Source organism: Candidatus Poriferisodalis sp., assembly GCF_965205175.1.
Lineage (GTDB): Bacteria > Actinomycetota > Acidimicrobiia > Acidimicrobiales > Poriferisodalaceae > Poriferisodalis.
In genome coordinates this window covers 2,364,143-2,387,500 of sequence record NZ_OZ242038.1, presented here as the reverse complement: position 1 = coordinate 2,387,500, position 23,358 = coordinate 2,364,143, and the positions used below count along the sequence as shown (strand labels likewise).

The 23,358-nt window shown below is 67.2% G+C and carries 17 protein-coding genes and 2 rRNA genes; 18 read left to right on the top strand and 1 reads right to left on the bottom strand.

Features of this window, described 5'->3' with window-relative positions:
* The first annotated feature begins 139 nt into the window (after window positions 1-139).
* The 15 genes from ACOGI4_RS10290 (at window position 140) to ACOGI4_RS10220 (ending at window position 19,731) form a co-directional block, all read left to right on the top strand.
* Window positions 140-3,220: ribosomal RNA gene (locus ACOGI4_RS10290) — 23S ribosomal RNA — on the top strand.
* A 77-nt stretch (window positions 3,221-3,297) separates the two neighbouring features.
* A 5S ribosomal RNA gene (rrf, locus tag ACOGI4_RS10285) occupies window positions 3,298-3,414 on the top strand.
* 658 nt (window positions 3,415-4,072) lie between these two features.
* Window positions 4,073-4,687 carry a tetratricopeptide repeat protein gene (locus tag ACOGI4_RS10280; RefSeq protein ID WP_419841579.1) on the top strand — a complete coding sequence of 205 codons (615 nt, stop codon included), beginning with the start codon at window positions 4,073-4,075 and terminating at the stop codon, window positions 4,685-4,687.
* 242 nt (window positions 4,688-4,929) lie between these two features.
* Complete coding sequence (locus ACOGI4_RS10275) at window positions 4,930-6,000, top strand: class I fructose-bisphosphate aldolase (protein WP_419841578.1); 1,071 nt, start codon at window positions 4,930-4,932, stop codon at window positions 5,998-6,000.
* A 129-nt stretch (window positions 6,001-6,129) separates the two neighbouring features.
* Entirely contained in the window at window positions 6,130-8,010 is a 1,881-nt protein-coding gene (locus tag ACOGI4_RS10270; protein ID WP_419841577.1) for a 2-oxoacid:acceptor oxidoreductase subunit alpha, read from the top strand.
* A 107-nt stretch (window positions 8,011-8,117) separates the two neighbouring features.
* The gene (locus ACOGI4_RS10265) at window positions 8,118-9,137 is read left to right on the top strand and encodes a 2-oxoacid:ferredoxin oxidoreductase subunit beta (RefSeq protein WP_419841576.1); all 1,020 of its coding nucleotides are present in this window, start codon (window positions 8,118-8,120) and stop codon (window positions 9,135-9,137) included.
* Between the two features lie 64 nt (window positions 9,138-9,201).
* Window positions 9,202-10,110, top strand: a complete 909-nt coding sequence (locus ACOGI4_RS10260; protein WP_419841575.1) for a TlyA family RNA methyltransferase — start codon at window positions 9,202-9,204, stop codon at window positions 10,108-10,110.
* Window positions 10,107-11,003, top strand: coding sequence for an NAD(+)/NADH kinase (locus ACOGI4_RS10255; protein WP_419841574.1), 897 nt, complete (start codon window positions 10,107-10,109; stop codon window positions 11,001-11,003). Before ACOGI4_RS10260 ends, ACOGI4_RS10255 begins: the two co-directional genes overlap by 4 nt.
* Entirely contained in the window at window positions 11,003-12,616 is a 1,614-nt protein-coding gene (recN, locus tag ACOGI4_RS10250) for a DNA repair protein RecN (RefSeq protein ID WP_419841573.1), read from the top strand. The genes ACOGI4_RS10255 and recN overlap by 1 nt, the downstream gene beginning before the upstream one ends.
* 2 nt (window positions 12,617-12,618) lie before the next feature.
* Window positions 12,619-13,806: a putative cytokinetic ring protein SteA gene (gene steA / locus ACOGI4_RS10245; protein WP_419843130.1), complete on the top strand. Its 1,188-nt coding sequence runs from the start codon at window positions 12,619-12,621 to the stop codon at window positions 13,804-13,806.
* Between the two features lie 64 nt (window positions 13,807-13,870).
* Window positions 13,871-14,923: a copper transporter gene (locus ACOGI4_RS10240; RefSeq protein WP_419841572.1), complete on the top strand. Its 1,053-nt coding sequence runs from the start codon at window positions 13,871-13,873 to the stop codon at window positions 14,921-14,923.
* Between the two features lie 33 nt (window positions 14,924-14,956).
* Entirely contained in the window at window positions 14,957-15,904 is a 948-nt protein-coding gene (locus tag ACOGI4_RS10235) for a glycosyltransferase (protein WP_419841571.1), read from the top strand.
* A gap of 88 nt (window positions 15,905-15,992) precedes the next feature.
* Window positions 15,993-16,928: a hypothetical protein gene (locus tag ACOGI4_RS10230; protein ID WP_419841570.1), complete on the top strand. Its 936-nt coding sequence runs from the start codon at window positions 15,993-15,995 to the stop codon at window positions 16,926-16,928.
* A gap of 206 nt (window positions 16,929-17,134) precedes the next feature.
* The gene (locus tag ACOGI4_RS10225) at window positions 17,135-18,793 is read left to right on the top strand and encodes a CTP synthase (RefSeq protein ID WP_419843129.1); all 1,659 of its coding nucleotides are present in this window, start codon (window positions 17,135-17,137) and stop codon (window positions 18,791-18,793) included.
* Window positions 18,794-18,804: 11 nt separating this feature from the next.
* Entirely contained in the window at window positions 18,805-19,731 is a 927-nt protein-coding gene (locus ACOGI4_RS10220; RefSeq protein WP_419841569.1) for a tyrosine recombinase, read from the top strand.
* A gap of 47 nt (window positions 19,732-19,778) precedes the next feature.
* Here ACOGI4_RS10220 and trpS read toward each other — a convergent pair whose 3' ends face one another.
* A complete protein-coding gene (gene trpS, locus ACOGI4_RS10215; protein WP_419841568.1) occupies window positions 19,779-20,792 on the bottom strand; it encodes a tryptophan--tRNA ligase in 1,014 nt (337 codons plus the stop codon).
* Here trpS and ACOGI4_RS10210 point away from each other — a divergent pair.
* Genes ACOGI4_RS10210 through ACOGI4_RS10200 form a run of 3 tightly spaced genes read left to right on the top strand, consistent with a single transcriptional unit; the run spans window position 20,791 to window position 23,313 of the window.
* Window positions 20,791-21,702, top strand: coding sequence for a segregation and condensation protein A (locus tag ACOGI4_RS10210; RefSeq protein ID WP_419841567.1), 912 nt, complete (start codon window positions 20,791-20,793; stop codon window positions 21,700-21,702). The genes trpS and ACOGI4_RS10210 overlap by 2 nt on opposite strands.
* Window positions 21,699-22,568, top strand: a complete 870-nt coding sequence (gene scpB / locus ACOGI4_RS10205) for an SMC-Scp complex subunit ScpB (RefSeq protein ID WP_419841566.1) — start codon at window positions 21,699-21,701, stop codon at window positions 22,566-22,568. Before ACOGI4_RS10210 ends, scpB begins: the two co-directional genes overlap by 4 nt.
* Window positions 22,555-23,313, top strand: coding sequence for a pseudouridine synthase (locus tag ACOGI4_RS10200; protein ID WP_419841565.1), 759 nt, complete (start codon window positions 22,555-22,557; stop codon window positions 23,311-23,313). The genes scpB and ACOGI4_RS10200 overlap by 14 nt, the downstream gene beginning before the upstream one ends.
* Window positions 23,314-23,358 lie beyond the last annotated feature (45 nt).

The following is a 23,358-nucleotide window of genomic DNA, read 5'->3' as shown; positions in this document are numbered from 1 at the left end:
CGCAGTACTCTGACAACTGCATAGCGATGCACGAGCATCAAATCCTCGTCGTGCTTGATCTGCGATTGGTCGTCTGTGATTGGTCGTCGATCGGCGTGCGACTGAGGAATTTTGATTCTTCGAGACTGAGTATCGATGATACCAAGCTACGAAGAGCCAATGGTGAATGCCTTGGCGCCGAACACCGAAGAAGGACGTGATAGGCTGCGATAAGCCACGGGGAGCCGCCGAATAGGCTTTGATCCGTGGATATCCGAATGGGGAAACCCGGCACCTTTCATCGGGTGTCACTCCTGCCCGAATCTCTACGGCAGGCAGAGGGAACGAGGGGAATTGAAACATCTCAGTACCCTGAGGAAAAGAAAGCAACAGCGATTCCCGGAGTAGCGGCGAGCGAAATGGGAACAGCCTAAACCGAATCCGGTGGTACAGCCTGACGGCGTTGCCGGATCGGTGTCGTGGGACATCCCCGACCGAGCGTCAGATCGGTCAAGGAGTTACAAAGCTTGCAGATAGCGGAACCGCACAGGAAAGGCGGGCCGCAGAGGGTGACAGCCCCGTACGCGAAATCTGCATGCCTCCTCGGATTGCTCCCGAGTAGCGCCGGTTCCGTGAAGGCCGGCGTGAATCCGCGAGGACCACCTCGTAAGGCTGAATATGTGTCGGCGACCGATAGCGAACGAGTACCGTGAGGGAAAGGTGAAAAGTACCCCGGGAGGGGAGTGAAATAGTACCTGCAACCATTGGTTTACAAGCAGTTGGAGCGCTACTGGGCTTCGTGCCCAAGCGCGACAGCGTGCCTTTTGAAGAATGAGCCAGCGAGTTACGGTGTGTGGCAAGGTTAACCAGTGATGGGAAGCCGGAGCGAAAGCGAGTCCGAACAGGGCGCACAGTCGCATGCTGTAGACCCGAAGCCGTGTGATCTATCCATGGGCAGGGTGAAGCGGAGGTAAGACTCCGTGGAGGCCCGAACCGACCTAGGTTGCAAACTGGGCGGATGACCTGTGGATAGGGGTGAAAGGCCAATCAAACACGGTGATATCTGGTTCTCCCCGAAATGCATTTTGGTGCAGCGTCGCACGTTCAGCCATGGAGGTAGAGCACTGATTGGGTTAGGGGGCCCACAAGCTTACCGACCCCAGTCAAACTCCGAATGCCATGGCTCCAGAGTGCGGCAGTGAGTCCACGGGGGATGAGCTTCGTTGGACGAGAGGGAAACAGCCCAGAACGCCGGCTAAGGCCCCGAAGTGTGTATTGAGTGGCAAACGATGTGGGATTGCCCAGACAGCCAGGAGGTTGGCTTAGAAGCAGCCACCCTTGAAAGAGTGCGTAATAGCTCACTGGTCGAGTGGTCCTGCGCGGATAATGTAACGGGGCTAAATACACCGCCGAAGCCGCGTCTTTGAGTTCGTCTTCGGACGAGCTTGAGGGGTAGGGGAGCGTCGTGCCCGCAGCGAAGCTGGAGCGTGAGCGCCAGTCGAGCGGGTCCGAGTGAGAATGCTGGCATGAGTAGCGAGAGAGGGGTGCGAATCCCCTCCGCCGTAAGCCCAAGGGTTCCTGGGGAAGGCTGGTCCTCCCAGGGTTAGTCGGGAGCTAAGGCGAGGCCGAGAGGCGTAGTCGATGCACAACCGGTTGATATTCCGGTACCACCGCGTGCGCGCCCAGTCCGACATGTGGTTGCTCAGGGGCTGTCTTCCCTTCGGGGACGACGAACCGACCCACCACATGAAGGACAGCAATGAGGGGACGCAGGAGGATAGGTGAACCCAGGCGATGGTTGACCTGGGGCAAGCGAGTAGGACGGGGACTAGGTAAATCCGGGCCCCATCAAGTCTGAGACGCGATACCGAGCCGCTACAGGCGAAGTCACTGAGTCCATGCTGCCAAGAAAAGCCTCTAGCGAGTTCACGTGGTGCCCGTACCTAAACCGACACAGGTAGGCAGGTAGAACATACTCAGGCGAACGGGAGAACTGTGGTTAAGGAACTCGGCAAATTGCATCCGTAACTTCGGGATAAGGATGACCCCACGATGGTAACGGCACTTGCTGCCCGAGCCGGAAGGGGTGGCACAAAATAGGGGAAAGCGACTGTTTACTAAAAACACAGCAGCGTGCGAAGTCGTAAGACCATGTATACGCTGTGACGCCTGCCCGGTGCCGGAAGGTTACGGGGAACGGTTAGCTCTGATGAGCGAAGCTGTGAACCTAAGCCCCGGTAAACGGCGGCCGTAACTATAACGGTCCTAAGGTAGCGAAATTCCTTGTCGGGTAAGTTCCGACCTGCACGAATGGCGTAACGACTTTCCCACTGTCTCAACCACAGACCCGGCGAAATTGAAGTACGAGTAAAGATGCTCGTTGGCTACAGAAGGACGGAAAGACCCCGTGGACCTTTACTATAACTTGGTATTGGGTTGTGGCACGTGTTGTGTAGGATAGGTCGGAGACGAGGAAGCGCATGCGCCAGCATGCGTGGAGTCACCCTTGAAATACGACCCTGCTCATGTCGGAACTCTAACCCAGGACCCTGATCGGGTTCGGGAACAGTGCCAGGCGGGTAGTTTGACTGGGGCGGTCGCCTCCCAAATGGTAACGGAGGCGCCCAAAGGTTCCCTCAGACTGGTTGGCAATCAGTCGTCGAGTGCAATGGCACAAGGGAGCTTGACTGTGAGACATACAGGTCGAGCAGGTGCGAAAGCAGGGCATAGTGATCCAGCGATTGCGTGTGGAAGCGTCGTTGCTCAACGGATAAAAGGTACCCCGGGGATAACAGGCTCATCTTCCCCAAGAGTCCATATCGACGGGAAGGTTTGGCACCTCGATGTCGGCTCATCGCATCCTGGGGCTGAAGCAGGTCCCAAGGGTTGGGCTGTTCGCCCATTAAAGCGGTACGCGAGCTGGGTTTAGAACGTCGTGAGACAGTTCGGTCCCTATCCTCTGTGGCTGCAGGAGATTTGAGAAAAGCTGTCCGTAGTACGAGAGGACCCGGATGGACGCAGCTCTCGTGTGCCAGTTGTTCCGCCAGGAGCACGGCTGGTTGGCGACCTGCGGAAAGGATAAGCGCTGAAAGCATCTAAGCGCGAAGCCTGTTTCAAGATGAGATCTCCCACTGGTACAGCCAGGTAAGGCCCGTGGCAGATAACCACGTTGATAGGCCGGATGTGTACGCGCAGCAATGCGTTCAGCAGACCGGTACTAATCGGCCGAGGGCTTGGTCTCGGTACTCAGTCTTGAGGAAGCGCGCCGGTGCGTGCGCTGTCCGTGCATCGCTGTGCAGGAGTCTGCAGCGGCAGTTCTCCGGTGGTTATGGCGGCAGGGCCACACCCGTTCCCATTCCGAACACGGAAGTTAAGCCTGCCAGCGCTGATGGTACTTGGGGGCAGTTCCCCTGGGAGAGTAGGTCGCTGCCGGAACCCGAACCCCCGTCGTGTATGCGGCGGGGGTTCTTCGCGTCCTAGGACCCTGTGTCTTTGAGCCTTGGTGTCTTTGAGGTTGGGGGATACGTGCGCGGGCCTACCCAGCAGCAATCCGGCCCGATGACTCTGTTGGACGAGTGGAGGACACGCGTGCGGGGCCTACCCTTGAGACATGACGCAGCCGCGGCGAGGAACGACCCGGCCCCGGCGTTCATCGGATGCCGACCGGAAGCGCAACACCGATCGTGATGCCGGCAGACGTGATGTCAGGGGTGATGTCAGCCGTGACGACAGCCGTGACGGCAGCAGACAAGACGGCGGCCGCGGCGCAGGCCGCGGCCGACCGGCCCGCGGACCTTCGCCGAGGTCCGCCGGCCGTAGCCCGAAGCCGACCGATGACGTTGCTTCACAGGCGGCGCGTCGGACGGACTGGGGCGGAGTAGCTCGCAAGGGAGCATCGCTGCTGCGCCCGATTCCCGGCGTCCGCGGCGGCGATGCGTATGCCGCAGGCGTTCCGGCGCGTCGCGATCAGCGTGCCCCGGCGCCCCAAGAGCCCCGCGCCGCCCAGCCCGAGAGCACGAGACCGCAGCGAAAGGCGCCGGGTCGGCGTCGGCCTGCCGTGCGCGTGGAGCTGCCCCGACTGGACCCGGCTTCGGTGAGAGATCTGCCGGCTGCCGAGCAGCAACGGCTCGCGCACCGGCTCAAGGATGCCGCCGAGGACTTCCTGGTGGAGCGGTTCGGAGACGCACTCGCCACGCTGCGGCCCTTGGCGGAGAGGTACGCCGCAGTCGCCGACGTGCAAGAGCTGTACGGCCTGACGTTGTACCGGCTCGGCCGCTGGACTGCGGCATCGCACCGGCTCGAGCGCTACGAAGAACTCACCGGCGCGGTTGACCAGTTGCCGGTGCTGGCGGACTGCTATCGCGCATTGGGCCGGCTGCATGACGTGCATGACGTGTGGGATCGGCTGCGCAGCGCCGATCCGGACGCGCAGACGATCACGGAGGGCCGGATCGTCACCGCCGGTGCGCTCGCAGACGAGGGCCGGCCACGCGACGCCATCCGTCTGCTCGAGGCCGGTCCGGTGCGTCACCGGCGGCCCAAGGAGCATCACCTGCGACTGTGGTACGCACTCGCCGACCTGTACGACCGCGTCGGCGACCTGCAGCGTGCTCGTCGCGGATTCGCGCGGCTCGCCGAGGTTGAGCCAGACTTCGCTGATGCTGCCGACAGGCTGAAGGCGCTGGGCGACGCTGAGGTCCGAAGCTGACCCGCAGAAGCTGACCCGCAGAGCTGACCACTGATGCGTGCGCGACGACAGCGCATCGCCGCCTGACGCAGCCAGACCGGACCCACGCAGCCCTGACGCAGTCAGCTCCGGCGCAATGGGCATGTTGCAGACCGAGCAGGGATAGCATGTGCATCTCATGTGGCCGTGCGTTCATCGGTGCTGTTGAGTGTGGCTGTTGACGATGCCTGTTGACGGTGGCCTGTTGACTGTGGCGGCTGACCGTGACTGCTGACATCGCCCGCATCCTGGGCGAGCGGGCGTCGTACCTGCTCGAGCACACCTGCGACGGCATCGGGCGGGATCTGCTCACGCTGCCAGGACCTGACTTCGTCACCGATGTGGTCGCCGAGACCGACCGCTCGCCGCAGGTCATGCGGAATCTGCAGTCCCTGTTCGATCACGGCCGCCTCGGCGGCAGCGGCTACGTGTCGATCCTGCCCGTCGACCAAGGCATCGAGCACAGCGGTGCGGCGTCGTTCGCGCCCAACCCCGTCTACTTCGACCCGGCGTCGATCGTGCAGTTGGCCATCGAGGGCGGCTGCAACGCCGTTGCCACCACCTTCGGGGTGCTCGGAGCGGTCTCGCGTCGTTACGCGCACCGCATCCCGTTCATCGTCAAGCTCAACCACAACGAACTGCTGACCTACCCGACGAGCTACGACCAGATCATGTTCGGCTCGGTCGAGCGAGCACACGAACTCGGCGCGGCCGGCGTCGGCGCCACCGTCTACTTCGGCTCGGCGAGCAGCGGTCGCCAGATCACCGAGGTCGCTGCTGCGTTCGAGGAGGCGCACCGCTTGGGAATGTTCACTGTGCTGTGGTGCTACCTGCGCAACTCCGCCTTCGACCTCTCGGGCGAAGCGGGTGGCGTCGACTACCATGTCGCAGCAGATGCGACAGGGCAAGCCAATCACATCGGCGTCACGATCGAAGCGGACATCATCAAGCAGAAGCTGCCAGAGAACAATGGCGCGTTCGTGGCCGTGCCCGGCTTCGGCAAGACCCACCCCGGCGTGTACGAGCGCCTGACGTCGGCTCATCCGGTGGACCTCTGCCGCTGGCAAGTAGCGAATTGCTACTTGGGACGCGTCGGGCTCATCAACTCCGGCGGCGCGAGTTCGGGTGCCGCCGACGTGACAGAAGCGGTCACCACGGCGGTGATCAACAAGCGTGCGGGTGGCATCGGACTGATCTCGGGACGCAAGGCGTTCCAGCGGCCGATGACCGAGGGCATCGAACTTCTCGGTGCCATCCAGGATGTGTACTTGGACCCGGCAGTGACCATCGCCTGAGGCGTGAGCCACCGTGACACGATGTGATTGCCCAGACTCGATTGACACCGCTCGATTGCCCAGGCCCGACCAGCCAGAATCCGACTTCCATCTCCGACTCCCGCCAAGTACGTCCCTCAAGGAGACACCGTGACCGACACCGCAGTGCGTGAACTGCCGTTGCAAGAAATTGACGAGGTCATCATTCGCTTCGCCGGCGACTCCGGCGACGGAATGCAGCTCACCGGCGACCAGTTCACGAGCATCTCTGCCGCGCTCGGCAACGATCTCTCCACGCTGCCGGAGTTCCCCGCTGAAATCCGCGCCCCGCAAGGGACGCTGGCCGGCGTCTCGGCGTTCCAAGTGCGCATCTCGGACTTCGACATCACGACGCCCGGTGATGCGCCGACGGTGCTGGTGGCGATGAACCCAGCAGCGCTGAAGGCTCAGCTGCACAACCTCGCGCAAGGTGGCGCACTGATCATCAATACCGATGCGTTCAACGATCGTAACTTGGAGAAGGCCGGGTATTCCAGCAATCCGCTGGACGACGGCACGCTGGACGACTACCGCTCATATCCGGTGCCGATGAGCCAGATCACTCGCGATGCCGTCGCCGAGCATGGCGTCAAGCCGCGCGACGCAGAACGCTCCAAGAACTTCTTCGCTCTGGGTCTGATTTCGTGGATGTACACCCGGCCGGTCGAACCGACGCTGGAGTTCATCAATACCAAGTTTCGCGGCCGCGAACAAGTCATCAACGCCAACACGGCGGCATTCAAGGCAGGCTACAACTTCGGTGAGACAGCTGAGATTTTCGAGGCTCATTACGAGGTGAAGCCGGCACCGCTGGCACCCGGCGAGTACACCAATGTGAACGGCAACACGGCACTGGCGTGGGGCTGTGTCGTGGCCGGCCAGCTTGCGCGGCTGCCGGTCTTCCTCGGCTCGTATCCCATCACCCCGGCCTCGGACATCTTGCATGAAATGTCGCTGAAGAAGAACTTCGGCGTGCGGACGTTTCAAGCCGAAGACGAGATCGCCGCAGCAGCGTCGGCGGTCGGAGCGGCCTTCGGCGGAGCGCTCGCCTTCACCTCGACGTCCGGGCCCGGTTTGGCGCTGAAGGGCGAGACGCTCAGTCTGGCCGTCAGTCTGGAGCTCCCGTTGGTGGTGCTGGACATCCAGCGGGGCGGACCGTCCACCGGCTTGCCGACGAAACCTGAGCAGGCCGACTTGATGATGGCCATCTACGGTCGCCATTCCGAGTCGCCGCTGCCTGTCGTGGCCCCGCGCAGCCCCGCCGACTGCTTCGACGTAGCCATCGAGGCCTCTCGCCTCGCGCTGAAGTACCGGACGCCCGTCGTCGTGCTCTCAGACGGCTACTTGGCGAACAGCTCCGAGCCGTGGCTGCTGCCTGAGGTCGACGATCTGCCGGATATCGGCGTCGAGTTCGCGACCGACTTCAACGGCACCAACGAAGACGGCGACGGCATCTTCTTGCCCTATCTGCGCGATCCTGACACGCTCGCCCGCCCGTGGGCCATTCCGGGCACACCCGGGTTGATGCACCGCGTCGGTGGCATCGAAAAAGAGGACCGAACCGGCAATATCTCCTACGAGCCCGACAATCATCAGCTGATGATCGACCTGCGACAGGCCAAGATCGACGGTGTGGACGTACCCGACGTCGAGGTCGACGGCGACCTCGACGCCGACTTGGCGGTGCTGGGCTGGGGCTCCACTTGGGGTGCCATCGACGCTGCTGCGGGACGTCTGCGCGAGGCAGGCTTTGCGATTGCCCATGTACACCTGCGTCACCTCCATCCGCTGCCAGGCAACCTCGGCGAGGTGCTGCGGCGCTACCGAGCCGTCCTGTGCCCGGAGATGAACAAGGGTCAGCTCTGCGATCTGGTGCGAGCGAAGTACCTGATCGACGTCGAGCACGTCGGCAAGATCGACGGGGTGCCGTTCACGACCGGGGAAGTGACCGCTGCTGTCCGCAGGCGCCTTGAGGAGCTGGCCCGCGCCTGAGCGCCGGCGCCGCTTGCACGTTCAGCTATCCGTTCAGCCATCGAAGACCCAGCTCACCCGCACCCTGCGAGTACACCCAGCGAGCAATCAGAGAGACGAAGCCCACCATGACCGATACGTCCATCACGCCGACCACGCAGCCCGCAGACTGGGCCTCCGACCAGGAGGTCCGCTGGTGTCCGGGCTGCGGCGACTACTCCATCCTCACTGCCATGCGGATGCTGATGCCGAGCCTGGGCACCGAGCCGCACAACACGGTCTTCGTGTCCGGCATCGGCTGCGCCGCACGGTTCCCGTACTACATGAACACCTACGGCATACACGGAATCCATGGCCGTGCGCCGGCCATCGCCACCGGCTTGGCGATGGCCCGGCCGGAGCTCGACGTCTGGGTGATCGGCGGCGACGGCGACATGCTGTCGATCGGCGGCAATCACCTCATCCACGCGCTGCGTCGCAACGTGAAGATCAAGGTGCTGCTGTTCAACAATCAGATCTACGGATTGACCAAGGGCCAGTTCAGCCCCACCAGCGAGATCGGCAAGGTCACCAAGAGCTCGCCGATGGGCTCGCTCGACGCCCCGTTCAACCCGCTGGCGGTGGCGCTCGGCGCAGAAGCGTCGTTCGTCGCGCGCACACACGACATGGATCGTCAGCACATGATGGAGACGTTCCGGCGAGCGCACGCCCACGACGGCGCTGCTTTCGTGGAAGTGTTCCAGAACTGCAACGTCTTCAATGACGGCGCATTCGAGGGAGTCACCAAGAAGCAGCACCGCGATGCCAACCTCATCCCGTTGCGGCACGGCGAGCCCATTCGATTCGGGGCTGACGGCGAGTTCTGCGTCATCGACGAATCCGGCTGCGCGCGAGTCGTCCACACTGTCGAGGTGAACAGTGACGACGTGCTCGTCCACGACGAAACCAAGCACGATCCCTCGACCGCGTTCATGCTGGCCCGCCTCGCACGGGGGCCGTTCGAGCCGACGCCCATCGGGGTGTTTCGTGCGGTGCGGCGCAGCGAGTACGCCATGGCCGCCACGCGACAGCTGGCAGCGGCACAGCACAAGCAAGGTGCCGCTGACATCTCCCAGCTGCTGCGTTCACGCGGCACCTGGCGCGTCTGATCGAGCATCGCCTCCGTCGGATTCGACCGAAGCAGACCTTGGGCGCGCTGGTACGTTCGGCTGCATGACGGCCGTCCGACGACGCCTCGACCACGAGCTGGTACGTCGTGGTCTTGCGTCGTCTCGCTCGTCTGCTCGCTCGCTCGTCTCCGTCGGGCAGGTGCTGGTGGGCGGTTCGGTGGCGCTGAAGCCCTCGCGCATGGTCTCGGCCGCAGAGGCCGTGCATGTCTGCGGCGAGCCGACACGATTCGTGTCGCGCGGCGGCGACAAGCTGGACGCGGCATTGGACGAGCTCGGGGTGGCCCCGGCCGGTCGACGCGCCGTCGACGTCGGTGCCTCGACCGGTGGATTCGTGGACTGCCTGCTGCAGCGGGGCGCGGCCGAGGTCATCGCCGTGGATGTGGGCTGGGGCCAACTGGACGCACGGCTGCGCGCCGATTCGCGGGTCACCGTGCGGGAGCGCTGCAATGCGCGGTACCTCGGGCCGGCTGATCTCGGCGGCGCTGCGGACATCTTGACCGCCGATGTGTCGTTCATCTCGCTGCGAACGATGATGGCGAACTTCGCTGCGTGTACGGCACTCGGCGGGCATGCCGTGCTGCTCGTCAAGCCGCAGTTCGAAGCGGGACGACGCGAAGTCTCACGCGGCAAGGGCGTCGTGCGGGATCGGGACGTGTGGCGACGCGTGCTCAGCGACGTGACTGCCAGCGCAGCCTGCAACGGACTCGTGCCTGTTGGCGTCGCGGCTTCGTCACTGCGAGGCACCGCGGGCAACGTGGAGTTCTTCGCGCACTGTCGTCGCATCGACCGCGCCGAGAGCGCCGACAGCGTCGACAGCGTTCACAGCACGGGAGCGCACGAGTGCCCGCTGCCCGACGGCTCGCGTTCGTTCGATCTCGCCGGCGCTGTCGAGAAGGCGATCGAGACCGGCGCGAAACTCGCCGCGAACAGCATCAGCGGCGCCAGCCGATGAGCACGGTGCTGATCGTCGCCCATGCCGAGCGCGCAGAGGCGCTGGCCGCGTCGAAGCTGCTGGCGGCCTGGCTCGAAGCCGAAGGTCACGCCGCGAGCATGGGCGGCGCCGAGGCCGCGGCCATCGACCGTGCGGATCTCGCCTGCGACCATGCGGGGCGCGCGGTGCCGGACCTCGCCGTCAGCGTCGGCGGCGACGGCACCATGCTTCGCGCTGTCGATCTGGTCGCGGCCGGCGGTGTGCCGGTGCTGGGCGTCAACGTCGGCCACCTCGGGTACTTGACCGAGTTCGAGCCGACGCAGATGATCGAGACGGTGGCGGCGGCGCTGCGCGGGTCCCTTCGCATCTCGGAGCGGATGATGGTCAGCGCACGGGTGCGCCGACGCGCGGACAGCGACGAGCGCGAGCGCCACGCCGACGCCCGAAGCGATGCCCGCGGCACGCGCACCTGGACGGGACTGAACGAGGTCGTGCTCGAGAAGCGCGATCTCGGCCACACCGTCCGGCTGGAGGTATGGCTGGACGGCGACGTCTTCGCGACGTATGCGGCCGACGGGCTCATCACCTCCACACCGACGGGCTCCACCGCCTACAGCCTCTCGGCCGGCGGTGCGATCGTCGCTCCGACGCACTCTTCGTTGCAGCTCACGCCCGTCGCGCCCCACATGCTGTTCGATCGGTCGCTGCTGTTGGCGCCCGACACCGAGATCGGCATCCGCGTCGTCAGCGAGAGGCCGGCGCTGGTCGCAGTGGACGGGCGCTCGGCGGCGATGCTGACGACCGGCGACGAGCTGGTCGTGACCCGTGCCCCGTACGACGCGCGGTTCGTCACCGCCGGCGGCGACAGCTTTCATCGCGTGCTGAAGCACAAGTTCGGCCTCAAGGACCGCTGATGCTCGTCGAGCTTGCGGTGCGCGATCTCGGTGTCATCAGCCAAGCCGGTCTGGTGCTCGGCGAAGGCATGACGGCCCTGACCGGCGAGACCGGTGCCGGCAAGACGCTCGTGGTGCAGGCAGTGCAGCTGCTGATGGGCGGGCGAGCCGATCCGGCGATGGTGCGCGCCGGCGCAGTCGAGGCGGTGGTCGAGGGCAGATTCGTGATCGGCGGCGGCAGCGAGCGCGTGCTGCGCCGTGTGGTGCCCGCCGCCGGCCGCAGCCGTGCCTACGTGGACGGCGCCATGGCCTCGGCCGGCGAGCTGGCAACGCTCGGGTCAGAGCTCGTCGACCTGCACGGGCAGCATCAGCATCAGTCGCTGCTGCGCTCACGCACCCAGCGTGAAGCGCTGGACCGCTGGGGCGGCATCGATACGCGTCCATGGCACGCGGCGCGTGACGAGCTGCGGGCGCTCGCTGACCAGCTGGGCGCACTCGGGGGCGATGCCCGCGCCAGGGCACAAGAGATCGACCTCCTGCGCTACCAAGTCGACGAAATCTGCGCGGCACGGCTCGACGACCCGGACGAGCTGCGCTGGATCGCCGAACGCGAGGATCTGCTGGCCGACGCTGCAGCCCATCTCAGCGACGGTCACGCGGCGCGCCATGCGCTCGCCGGCGACGACGGCGCGATCGACCAGCTGGGCAGCGCAGCGGCCATGCTGAGCAACCGCAGGGCGTTTGCTCCCGTCAGCGACCGTCTTCGTGCAGCGGCCGCAGAGTGCGACGACATCGTTGCGCAGCTGAGGGGCGTGCTTGAGACCATCGAGGACGATCCGGCGGCATTGGCCCAGCTGCGGGCACGGCACCAGCTGCTGCGTGAGCTGACTCGCAAGTACGGCGACTCGCTCAGCGACGTCTCGTCGTTCGGCGCCCGGGCTGCGCAGCGTCTCGCACAGCTGGAGCGCCACGCCGAACTCGCCGCTGAGCTGGAGGAAGGCATCGACGCTGCGCAGCGACGCGTGCAAGCCGAGGCCGAGGTCGTAGCAGCAGCACGCCGCGCCGCTGCACCGAGCCTCGCTGCTGCGGTACAGGAGCGACTGACATCGCTGGCACTGGCCGGCAGCACGCTGGAGGTCAGCGTCTCCGGCGAGGCGCCGAGCGATCGCGTCGAGCTGCTGTTCAGCGCGAACCGAGGCGCCCAGCCGGGTCCGCTGGCCAAGGTCGCCTCAGGCGGCGAGCTTGCACGGGTGATGCTGGCGCTGCGGCTGGTGCTGACCGAGGGGCCGCCGACCTTGGTGTTCGACGAGGTCGATGCCGGAATCGGCGGCGAGACTGCCGTGGCCGTCGGCCGGGCGCTGGCCTCGGTGGCGCAGCACCATCAGGTGCTGGTCGTCACGCATCTCGCTCAGGTGGCGGCATTCGCGCAGTCCCATGTCGCCGTCCACAAGACCGACGACGGAGAGGCGGTGGCGTCGGACCTGCGTGCGGTGACGGGGGAGGATCGCATCAGCGAGCTGGCACGGATGCTCGCAGGCCGGCCGGCTTGGGCGAGCGGACGCCAGCACGCCAGCGAACTGCTGGAGGTGGCCGCGTCGGCGCCCGGCCCTGCGCGTGGCAGCGTCTGCGCGTGATCATGTCCGGCGCGCGCCGATGGCGGATCGGTCAGCACCCGCGTCGCCCACGGCGTGGCGGCCGCGCGGAGTTCTCGGGACGCTGCCGCGTGGATCGTCGCACCAAGAATCTGATCCGGCGCCTCGAGCGCGGCGAGATAGCGGTGATTCACCACGCCGATCTCGACCGTGTCGCCGCCGACGGACTGCTGGCAGCCGGAGCGATCGCGGTGGTCAACGCGGCGCCGACGATGACCGGTCGGTACCCGGCGCTGGGTGGCCTCACCCTCGCGCAGGCGGGCGTGCCGGTGCTCGACGACATCGGCGAGGAGGTGTTCGCATCGCTGGAAGACGGCGAGGAGATCGCCGTGGTCGGCGATGAGCTGCTACGCGGCGAACAGGGCGAACAGTCGGTAGGAAGCGGTCACCGCCGGGACGCTCAGTATTTCGAGGGTGTGCTGGAGTCGGCGCGCGTCGCGGTGCGCAGCGAGCTCGGGAGCTTTGCCCGCAACACGCTCGAGTACCTGCAGGACGAGCCGCAGATCCTGACTGAGGAACTGGAGGTTCCGCCGCTGCGCCACGAGGTGCGTCGGCGCCACGTGCTGGTGGTGGTGCGCGGCATCGACTACCGGGAGGATCTGGCGGCGCTGCGCCGTTCGGGCTACATGTCGGACATGCGGCCGGTCATCATCGGCGTGGACGGAGGCGCCGATGCGCTGCTCGAAGCCGGGCTCGTTCCGCACATCATCATCGGCGACTTCGACTCCGCGTCGCCGCAAGCCCTCGGGTGCGGAGCGCAGCTCATCGTACACGGCTATCCCGAAGGCGGCGCGCCGGGGGCGACCCGCCTCGACGACGCGGGCTTGAGCTACGACGTCATCGCCGCACCAGGGACCAGCGAAGACCTTGCCCTGCGGCTGGCGTTCGAGCAGCGAGCCGAGCAGATCGTCCAAGTCGGCTCGCACACGTCGATGGTCGACTTCTTCGACAAGGGCCGTCGAGGCATGGCGTCCACGTTCCTGACGCGAATGCAGGTGTCCTCTGCGCTCGTGGACGCGAAGGGCGTGAGCCGCCTGTACCGCACCCAGGTGCGCAAGCGCGACATGGCCATGCTGATCGTCTCAGCGCTCATCACCATCGGCGTCATAGCGGCGGTCACCGAGCCGGGCCGGCTCCTGCTGCGCACGCTGTGGATCAACATGGGCCTGTAGGCCGGGCCTGTGGACCAGGCCGATGACCAGCCTCCGATGATCAATCTCCGATGACCAGCCTCCGATGATCAATCTCCGATACCACATCGTGTCGATAGCGGCGGTGTTCCTGGCGTTGGCGATCGGCTTGGCGCTCGGGTCCACGTTCGTGGACTCGGTGCTGGTCAGCAACTTGGAGTCCCGCGTCGACCAGCTGCAAGCCGACACGGAGTCGGCCGTCGAACGTCGGGCAGCAGCTGAGGAGGCGCTCAGCGAAGCGGAGACCGCACGCGATGCAGCGCTGGCCAACGTCGAGGCGGTGCGGCTCGGCGTGGAGGACCTCGTGCGGCCGCACCTGCCCGAAGGGCGACTGACCGACCACGTCACCCTCATCATCGCGCCCGAGACCGTCGACCGGGCCGCAGTGACGGCCATCCGGGCTCGTCTGGAAGCCACCGATGCGCGCCAAGGCGGTGTGCTGTGGCTCAGCGACGACCTGCGCCTGGACGACCCACGCGCCCGCCGCCAGATTGCCGACGCGTTCTCGCTGGCAGGCGACAGCCGCAGCGCCGTGCGCCGCGCGCTCTTGTTCCTCATGCCCCAGGCGCTGTTCAGGCCGGCCGAAGCCGGCAGCGGTCTGACGTCGACCGCCGATGTCGCGGCCGTGCCCGATGCCGCCACCTTCGACGGCTTCGCTCCTGGCTTCTCGTCCCTCCCGCCGACGCGCACCGCGCTCACGCTGCTGCGCGACCTGGAACTCGTGACCCATGACGGCACCGGTGCTGTCGCGCTGCACCGGCTCGGCGGAGAGCATCTGCGGCTCGTGGTGGTGACCGACGCCGCAGCATCCGGTCTGAACCAGGACTTCGTGTTCGACTTGCTGGCCGCCATCGCCGACGACGGGCACGGCGGCACCGGCGTCATCGTGGAGGTGCCCGCCCCGAATGCAACCAGCCCAGATGTCGGCACGGTGGTGGCACGAGTCCGATCCGACCCGGTGCTCGCCGAATCGTTCTCGAGCGTCGATGACGCAGCGAGCTTCTCCGGCGATCTGGCGCTGCTGACCGCGCTGGAGCGGCTGCCGGCGGTCCATCATTTCTCTGCAGCAGACCTCGACCACGGCCTGAGCCCGCCGTGATGCCAGAGCAGCGATGATGCCAGAGCAGCGATGATGCAGGAATCGAGGAACCAGGACCAGTCACCGGCGCCGACGGGGCTGCCGGCTGTGCGGTCGTCGGGGCTGCATGCAGTGGCGATCGTGCCGGCGTTCGACCGAGCGGACACGGTCGGCGCGACGGTGACGGCGCTGCGGACCGTGCCCGAGGTGTCAGAGGTCATCGTGGTGGACGACGGGTCCCGGGACCGCACCTCGGCTGTCGCCGCAGCAGCAGGAGCGCGCGTCGTCGAGCTGGCCCGCAATCGCGGCAAGGCCGCCGCTGTGGCCGCGGGCATCGCAGCGTCGGGTGCGCCCGAGGCCTATCTGCTCATCGATGCCGACGTGGGTGACTCGGCCGCCGGTGCCGGTGCGCTGTTGGCGCCGTTGGCGACCAACCAAGCGGACATGACGGTGGCCGTGCTCGAGGCGCCCGGCCGGCGCAGCGGATTCGGGCTGGTCAAGGCGTTCGCGGGACGTGTCCTGCGCTCGCACACGGGGCTGGATCTGGCCGAGCCGCTGTCGGGCCAGCGCGCCGTGCGGGGCCCGCTGCTGCGCTCGCTGCAGCTTGCGCCCAGGTTCGGTCTCGAGCTGGGCCTGACGCTGGACGCCGCGAGCCGAGGCGCCGTCATCCGCGAGGTCGAGACTGGCTTCAGCCATCTGCCCACAGGGCGCGACCTGCGCGGATTCGCCCATCGAGCGCGCATCGGGCGAGACGTCTACCGGGCTGCGGCGGCGCGTCTCGGGTCCCACAAGGCCCTCTGGCTGGCGGTCGCATCGCTCACTGGACGCACTGTCGGCCGCGCGCTTGGTCGCGGACGTGATCGCTTCATGGGTCGCGTCCGTGCCCGGCGGCCCGCGTGGCGCCGGCGGCGACAGGCCGCTGCACGCTCGGGCGCCGCGACGCTGGGAAGTCTGCGGTCGCGGCTCGGCCTGCGGCGGCGCCGAAACCCAGACCGTTCGTGAACGGCCGTCGGTGATCCGTCCATGAAGCGTCCATCCATGAAGCGCCCATGAGCGAGTGCTACAGCGCTCGGCCCGCCGGCATCAGGCCATGACCGCCGGTTTCGCTGTGCCGACCGCTGCAGCCCTCGCAGCAGTGTTCGCCGGCTCGGCGCTCGCCGCCGCGATCTGCTGGCGCTTGGCCGGCTCGCGGATGCGGCGTCCGCGCTGGATGCGGGAGAACGCCCGCGGCAAGCCGATCTTCGGATGCTCGGGCCTGCTCGTCGTTGCCGTAGGCGTCGGCGCCACAGCCCTCGTGGCGGTCATGGCCTACCGCAGCGGCACCGCTGGCGCGGCCCCGGCCCGTACCTCCCACAGCTTCGCGAACGCCGGCGCCATCGGTGCGGCGGCAGCAGGGCTGGCCTTGGCGGTGTTCGGATGGCTGGGCTACCGCGACGACACCCGTGGCGAAGGCGAATCGGGAGGCTTCCTGGCCCACATCCGCCGCAGCTGGCGCCGGCGCAGGCTGACGACGGGTCTGCACAAGGCCGTCGGGGGTGGTGCGGCGGCGCTGCTGTGCGTGCAGGCGGGCCTGTTCGGAAGCACCGTTGCGCTCGTGCCGTTGCTGCGCGGCGCAGCGATCACGGCGCTCAGTGCCAACCTGTTGAATCTGTTCGACCGAGCGCCGGGGCGGGCGACCAAGGTTGCGCTGGTGTGGTGGCTCATCGGGCTGGCGCCCGTCGCAGCGACCTGGCCGACCTGGCAGTCCCCGGCACTGTGGGCAGCAGGTGCGGCGGGCGCCTCGGTCGGGCTGCTCGGCAGCGAGATGCGCGAAGCGCACATGCAGGGCGACACCGGCGTGAACGCGACCGGCGCAGTGCTGGGGCTGGCGTCGGTGGCGATGGCGTCGGCCGCGTGGGAATGGCTGCTGCTCGCGGTGCTGTCGGCGCTGAACCTCGCGAGCGAGCGCTGGTCGTTCAGTCGCGTCATCGGCGCAGTGCCGCTGCTGCGGTGGCTGGACAGACTCGGCTCGCCCTGCCGCATCTGACGGCTGAGGCATCGACAGAGCAGCGGATTGCCTGCAACGCATCGCCTGCGAGGAGCGCGCACCATCGCTGAGCCGACGGTAGCTTGAGTTGGCAGCGAGCTGAGTTCGCAACAAATTCAGCGCTGAGGGCGTCCACTGTCCACGCGGGCACTGGCTCGGAAGCCCGCATGCACCGAGCCCACTGAGGGGGCCGCGTGGCCAAGCACATGTTCGTCACCGGCGGAGTTGCCAGCTCTCTCGGCAAGGGCCTCACCGCGGCGTCGCTCGGCAGGCTGCTGGCGGCCCGCGGGCTGCGGGTCACCATGCAGAAGCTGGACCCGTACATCAACGTGGACCCAGGCACGTTGAACCCCTACGAGCACGGCGAAGTGTTCGTCACCGACGACGGAGGCGAGACCGACCTCGACCTCGGTCACTACGAGCGTTTCATCGACGTGTCGCTGACGCGGGACTCGAACGCTACGACCGGTTCGATCTACCAGAAAGTGCTCGCCGACGAGCGTCGTGGCCAGTATCTGGGGCGGACAGTGCAGGTCATCCCGCACATCACCGACGAGATCAAAGAACGCATCCGCAAGCTGGCCGCCGGAGATGTGGACGTGGTCATCACCGAGGTCGGCGGCACCGTCGGCGACATCGAGATCCTGCCGTTTCTGGAGGCCATCCGCCAGATGCGCCTCGAGGTCGGACCGCGCAACGTGTGCTACGTCCACGTCACGCTGGTGCCCTTCATCGGCCCGTCAGGCGAACAGAAGACCAAGCCCACACAGCACTCGGTGACCGAGTTGCGCAGCCGCGGCGTGCATCCCGACGCCATCGTGCTGCGCAGCGCGGGTCCCATCGAGGACGGCCTGCGCAACAAGATCTCCAGTCTCAGCGATGTGGAGCTGGCCGGCGTCGTGAATGCCCCCGACTCGTCGGTCCTCTACGAGATTCCCATGGTGCTGCGCGCCGCAGGCCTGGACAGCTTCCTGTGCCGTCTGCTCGGCTTCGAAGACGTCGAGCCCGATCTCGTCGAGTGGGAGGCAATGCTGGCGCGCATCGCAGCGCCTCGAACGACGGTGCGGATCGGCATCATCGGCAAGTACGTGGCGCTGCCCGATGCGTATCTGTCGGTGGTGGAGGCGTTGCGACACGCGGGTGCCTATCACGGCGTCGATGTCGACTTGGACTGGATCGACTCCGAGGAGATCGAGGGGCTGCTGGCCGCTGGACGGCTCGGTCATCTCGACGGCATGGTGATCCCCGGCGGATTCGGGCCGCGGGGCATCGAAGGCAAGATTGCCGCGGCGGCCTACGCGCGCCAGCACGACGTGCCGTGCCTGGGGCTCTGCCTGGGACTGCAGGTCATGGTGATCGAGTTCTGCCGCAACGAGCTGGGCCTGTTGGGCGCTAATTCGACCGAGTTCGACCCGCACACGTTGCATCCAGTCATCGATCTCATGCATGCACAGCGCGGCATCCAGGACAAGGGCGGCACGATGCGGCTCGGCGCCTACCTGGCCAGGCTGGCGCCCGGCAGCCGTGTGGCGGCGATGTACGGCGACACGCTGGTCAACGAGCGACATCGGCATCGATACGAGGTCAACGACAGCTACCGCCATCGGATGGAAGACGGCGGACTGCGGTGCAGCGGACTCTCGCCCGACGGCCGCCTCGCCGAATTCGTCGAGCTCGACGGTCACGCCTTCTGGGTGGGCACCCAGGCACACCCCGAGTTCAAGAGCCGGCCCAACCGCCCGGCGCCGCTGTTCTGCGGCCTAGTGGGCGCTGCACTCGCCCGGGCCGACGGACGCGAGGCTCAGCTGCTGCCGGCATCCGCCGAAGCAGGACTGCTGGGCACTGGGTCGCTGGGCACCGGATAGCTGAGCTGGCGATGTCGGCTGCACTGGCGGTCGAAGCCGAGGAGTACCTGGGCTGGTTGTCCAACGAGCGGGGCCGAGCGCCGCACACGATCGCCTCCTACCGGGCCGACCTGAGCGGGTTTGCGGCATGGCTCGGAGCACGGGGGACCGACCTGCTGGGCGCCGGCTCGGCGGAGGTGGCGGCCTACTTGGCGCACTTGCGCGACGATCTGGGGCGTGCGTCCTCGACGTGCGCCCGAGTGGCGGTCAGCCTGCGCGGTCTGTATCGGTTCTTGGTCGCAGAGGACTTGGCGCAGTCCGATCCCGCTGGCGCGCTCGATGTGCCCCGCGCTCGGGCCGGGCTGCCTCGGGCGTTGCGCCGGGACCAGATCGAGCTGCTGCTGGCGTCGCCGGCCGGGGACAGTCCCGTGGCGCTGCGGGATCGTGCGATGCTCGAAGTGCTCTACGGCATGGGCCTGCGGGCCGGCGAGCTGACAGCGTTGTCGCTGGGCGACGTCGACCTCGGCGAACGGCTGATGCGGGTCTGGGGCAAAGGCGGCAAAGAGCGGGTAGTGCCGGTGGGCCGTCACGCCGCAGCCGCCGTCGGGGACTGGCTGAGCGGCGCCGGCCGCGGGGCGATGACGCCGGCGTCGTGGCGGTCGCGCGACGACGCTGCAGCGATGTTCCTGAGTGCGCGGGGCCGTCGCATCACCCGTCAGGGCCTCTGGCTGGTCGTGCGCCGCCATGGCGAACGCGTGGGACTCGGGCCCGATCAGCTCACCACCCACGTGCTGCGTCATTCGTGCGCGACCCACATGCTCGACGGCGGCGCCGACATCCGCAGCGTGCAGGAGCTGTTGGGTCATGCCTCGATCTCGAGCACACAGCGGTACACCGCGGTCTCCCAGGAGCGTTTGACTGAGGTCTACCGCCAGGCTCATCCCCGAGCTCGCTACTGAGCCGCGTGGAGTCCTGGGGGTTCTGAGCAGAGGAACGCCGGCGGCGGCTACTTCGGCAGGAAGCCCATCGCATCCTTGGCGCGTGCCAAGGTTCCGCCGGCGACTGCTGCTGCCTTGTCGGCCCCGGCCGCGATGATGCGGGAGAGCTCGGCAGGGTCGGCGTCGAGCTCGGCCTTCTTGGCGGCGATGGGCTCGAGCATGGCGATGACCGCTTCGGCGGTGTCGGACTTGAGCGTTCCGTACTGGCGGTAGCCCGCTGCAGCGTCGGCCGGACTGCGCCCCGTGGCGGCGCCGAGGATGGACAGCAGGTTGGACACGCCCGGCTTCGCGTCGGGGTCGTAGCGCACCTCAGACTCGGAGTCGGTCACCGCCCGAGCGAACTTGCGGGCGATGTCGGCTCGGTCCTCGAAGATCCCCACGGTGCCTTGGGGGCTCTCGGCGGACTTGGACATCTTCGACTGCGGGTTCTGCAGGTCCATCACGCGGGCGCCGACCGTCGGGATGGCAGCCTCGGGTACGACGAAGACCTCGCCGTAGCGGCTGTTGAACCGCTGTGCCACGTCACGGGTCAGCTCGAGGTGCTGGCGCTGGTCGTCGCCCACGGGGACTCGGTCTGCGTCGTAGATCAAGATGTCCGCGGCCATCAGTGCCGGGTAGGTGAACAAGCCTGCAGAGACGTGGTCGCCGCCTTGGTCGCTCCCTTCGGCACGCCCCTCGGCACGTGCAGCCTTGTCCTTGAACTGCGTCATCCGGCGCAGCTCCCCGAGCGACACGGTACACTCGAGCAGCCACGACAGCTCGGTGTGCTGGGGAACGTGGCTCTGGACGAACAGCGTGCAGACCTCGGGATCGAGGCCGACCGAGATCAACGTGGCCATCGTGCCCAGCGTGGCGGCCCGCAACTCGGCCGGGTCCTGGCGCACGGTGACCGCGTGCAGGTCCACCGCGCAGTAGAAGGCATCGGAGTCGTGCTGGCCGATCGCCCACTGCCGAAGCGCTCCGAGATAGTTGCCCAAGTGAACGTCGCCGGTGGGCTGGATGCCCGAGAGCACTCGCGTCATGGCACCCGACGGTACCGCCGCGACGTCGGTGGCCGCGGTACCGTCGGACTGCGTGGCGCACCAAGTTCGCACCGAGGGTTTTGCCGGCCCGCTGGACGTGCTGGTGAAGCTGGTCGTCTCACAAGAAGTGGACATCTGGGAAGTGTCGTTGACGCGACTGGTGGAGGACTTCGTGGCCGACTGCTTTGCAGATTCCCTGGCCGCCGCGGGGCGCCACGGTGCCGAGGCCCATGTTGTGGAACCCGATGCTGTGGCGCCCAGCACTGTGGACGTCGACGCCGCCAGCGAATTCGCCCTGCTGGCCGCGACGTTGATCGAGCTCAAGTCACGCCGTCTGCTGCCTGCACCGCCGGCCGAGCTGGACCTGGAGGAAGAGCTGGCGGCTTACGGGGTACGCGACGCCGCTGTGGCACGGCTGCTCGAGGGAAACACGTTCGCTGCAGCGGCACGGCTGCTGCGCGAGCGCTGGAATGCCGCGACGCTGCAGTGGCCGCGCACCGCAGGTCCTCCCGAGCACTTGTGGGCGTGCGCGCCGGACGCGCTCGAAGGCGCTGCGCCAGACGACCTCGCCGCAGCAATCCAACGAGTGCTCACGGCGCGGCCCGAACCCCACGTCGACCTCAGTCACGTGAGAGGCGTCGTCATGACAGTGGACGAAGCTGCGGCGCAGATCGCCGAGCGGCTGGCCGAGTCGGGTCCGGCGACTTTCCGGGAGCTCACCGGCGAGGTCGCCGAGCGCATCGTGGTGGTGGTGTACTTCTTGGCGGTGCTGGAGCTGTTCGGCTCGGGTCATGTCGAGCTGACCCAAGCCGAGCGCTTCGGCGACATCGGCGTGGAGTGGATCGGCGCCGGCTCGGGGTTGCGCAGTGCCGCCCGCAGCCTGTCGCAAGACACAGAAGATGCTGCATGAGCCGCAAGCGTCGCAACGTCAGCCGGACCGGCCGATCCGCCCGCGGCCTTCGGCTCGTCAGCGACGAGGGGCGAACCCTGCCGGACGCTCCGGCTGCGCCACCGCACCGGCCGTCGCCAGGTCCGGCAACGCCAGACCCGACCCCAGCCGCCCAGCCGCACTCCCGTTCCCATCCCTCGGCGCGTCCGAGCCAAGCAGCACCGCCGCGTGTTGGTGCCGACCGCGCCGAGGACGCAGACCGTGCCGAGGACGCAGGCCGTGCCGAGGACGCAGACAGCTGCGAGCCACCCGTCGTCGATGACCGAGTGCTGTACGCCGCAGTCGAAGCCGTGCTGATGGTCGCGACCGAGCCGGTGCCCACGGCGGTGCTGGCATCGGTCACCTGCGCCTCGGCGGCGACGGTGCAGGCGGTCTGCAGCGACCTCGTCGCAGAGTACGAGCGAGCAGGGCGGGGTTTCACCGTGGTGCAGGTGGCCGGCGGATACCAGCTGCAGACAGCACCGGCAGTCGCGGACTACGTCGAGCGCTTCGTAGGCAGCCGACGATCGCCGCGCCTGTCCGCGGCGGCCTTGGAGACCTTGGCAGTGGTGGCCTACAAGCAGCCGATCTCGCGAGCCCAGATCAGCGCCATCCGGGGCGTCAACGCGGACGGTGTCGTCCGCACCCTCACCGAACACGGCTACATCGCCGTGACAGCACGAGATCAGGGCCCCGGTCATGCAGCGTTGCTCGGTACGACGCCGACGTTCCTGGAGCTGCTGGGCCTCGACAGTCTCGACGACCTGCCCTCGTTGGCCGAGCTGCGCGTCGACCCCGACGCGTTGGCGGACATGGACCGGATCGTCGCTGGCCATGACCCACAGTGAGCGACTGCACAAGGTCATGGCTCGAGCCGGCGTGGCCAGCCGACGCCGGTGCGAGGAGCTGATCGCCGCCGGTCGGATCTCGGTCAACGGCGCCGTCGCCCGAATCGGGGACCGGGCGGGCCCGACGGACCGCATCGAAGTGGACGGAGCAGTCGTCACGTGGGACTGCGCCATGGTCCATTACCTGGTGAACAAGCCGCCGAACGTGCTCAGCGCTGCGTCGGACGAGCGGGGCCGACGCTGCGTGACCGAACTGGTGCCCACCGCTGCGCGCGTCTATCCGGTCGGGAGGCTGGATGCGGATTCTGAAGGGCTGATCATCGTGACGAACGACGGCGAGCTGACGCATCGGCTGACGCACCCGTCATGGGGAGTCGAACGGGAGTACCTGGCGCACGTGGACGGCGTGCCCGGCCGCGGCGCGCTCGCACGGCTGCGTGCAGGGGTCCAGCTCGACGACGGCCTCACGGCGCCCGCCGGAGTGTCGATGCCGCAGCCGTCGGTGCTGCGCATCGTCGTACACGAAGGGCGCAATCGACAGATCCGGCGGATGTGCGACGCCGTCGGGCATCGGGTGCTCCGCCTGGTGCGCACTCGCATCGGGTCGCTGACCGACCCGGCTCTGCGGCCAGGAGCGTCTCGGCCGCTCAGCGATGACGAAGTCCGCGAGCTGCACCGCGACGCCACGCGCCGGTTCGCGTCGCGCGCTCCCGACGGCGGCCGTCAGCGACCACAATGGGAGTGACGCACAGCAGGCCAGATGCAGCAGGCCAGACAGAGAGCCAGACCC

What these genes read in the sequence shown, in the direction of transcription:
- ACOGI4_RS10265 (WP_419841576.1), top strand. Translation starts at nt 8,118, where the DNA reads ATGACCGATACGTCCATCACGCCGACCACGCAGCCCGCAGACTGGGCC.
- ACOGI4_RS10260 (WP_419841575.1), top strand. Translation starts at nt 9,202, where the DNA reads ATGACGGCCGTCCGACGACGCCTCGACCACGAGCTGGTACGTCGTGGT.
- ACOGI4_RS10255 (WP_419841574.1), top strand. Translation starts at nt 10,107, where the DNA reads ATGAGCACGGTGCTGATCGTCGCCCATGCCGAGCGCGCAGAGGCGCTG.
- recN (WP_419841573.1), top strand. Translation starts at nt 11,003, where the DNA reads ATGCTCGTCGAGCTTGCGGTGCGCGATCTCGGTGTCATCAGCCAAGCC.
- steA (WP_419843130.1), top strand. Translation starts at nt 12,619, where the DNA reads ATGTCCGGCGCGCGCCGATGGCGGATCGGTCAGCACCCGCGTCGCCCA.
- ACOGI4_RS10240 (WP_419841572.1), top strand. Translation starts at nt 13,871, where the DNA reads ATGATCAATCTCCGATACCACATCGTGTCGATAGCGGCGGTGTTCCTG.
- ACOGI4_RS10235 (WP_419841571.1), top strand. Translation starts at nt 14,957, where the DNA reads ATGCAGGAATCGAGGAACCAGGACCAGTCACCGGCGCCGACGGGGCTG.
- ACOGI4_RS10230 (WP_419841570.1), top strand. Translation starts at nt 15,993, where the DNA reads ATGACCGCCGGTTTCGCTGTGCCGACCGCTGCAGCCCTCGCAGCAGTG.
- ACOGI4_RS10225 (WP_419843129.1), top strand. Translation starts at nt 17,135, where the DNA reads ATGTTCGTCACCGGCGGAGTTGCCAGCTCTCTCGGCAAGGGCCTCACC.
- ACOGI4_RS10220 (WP_419841569.1), top strand. Translation starts at nt 18,805, where the DNA reads ATGTCGGCTGCACTGGCGGTCGAAGCCGAGGAGTACCTGGGCTGGTTG.
- ACOGI4_RS10210 (WP_419841567.1), top strand. Translation starts at nt 20,791, where the DNA reads ATGGCACCCGACGGTACCGCCGCGACGTCGGTGGCCGCGGTACCGTCG.
- trpS (WP_419841568.1), bottom strand. Translation starts at nt 20,792, where the DNA reads ATGACGCGAGTGCTCTCGGGCATCCAGCCCACCGGCGACGTTCACTTG.
- scpB (WP_419841566.1), top strand. Translation starts at nt 21,699, where the DNA reads ATGAGCCGCAAGCGTCGCAACGTCAGCCGGACCGGCCGATCCGCCCGC.
- ACOGI4_RS10200 (WP_419841565.1), top strand. Translation starts at nt 22,555, where the DNA reads ATGACCCACAGTGAGCGACTGCACAAGGTCATGGCTCGAGCCGGCGTG.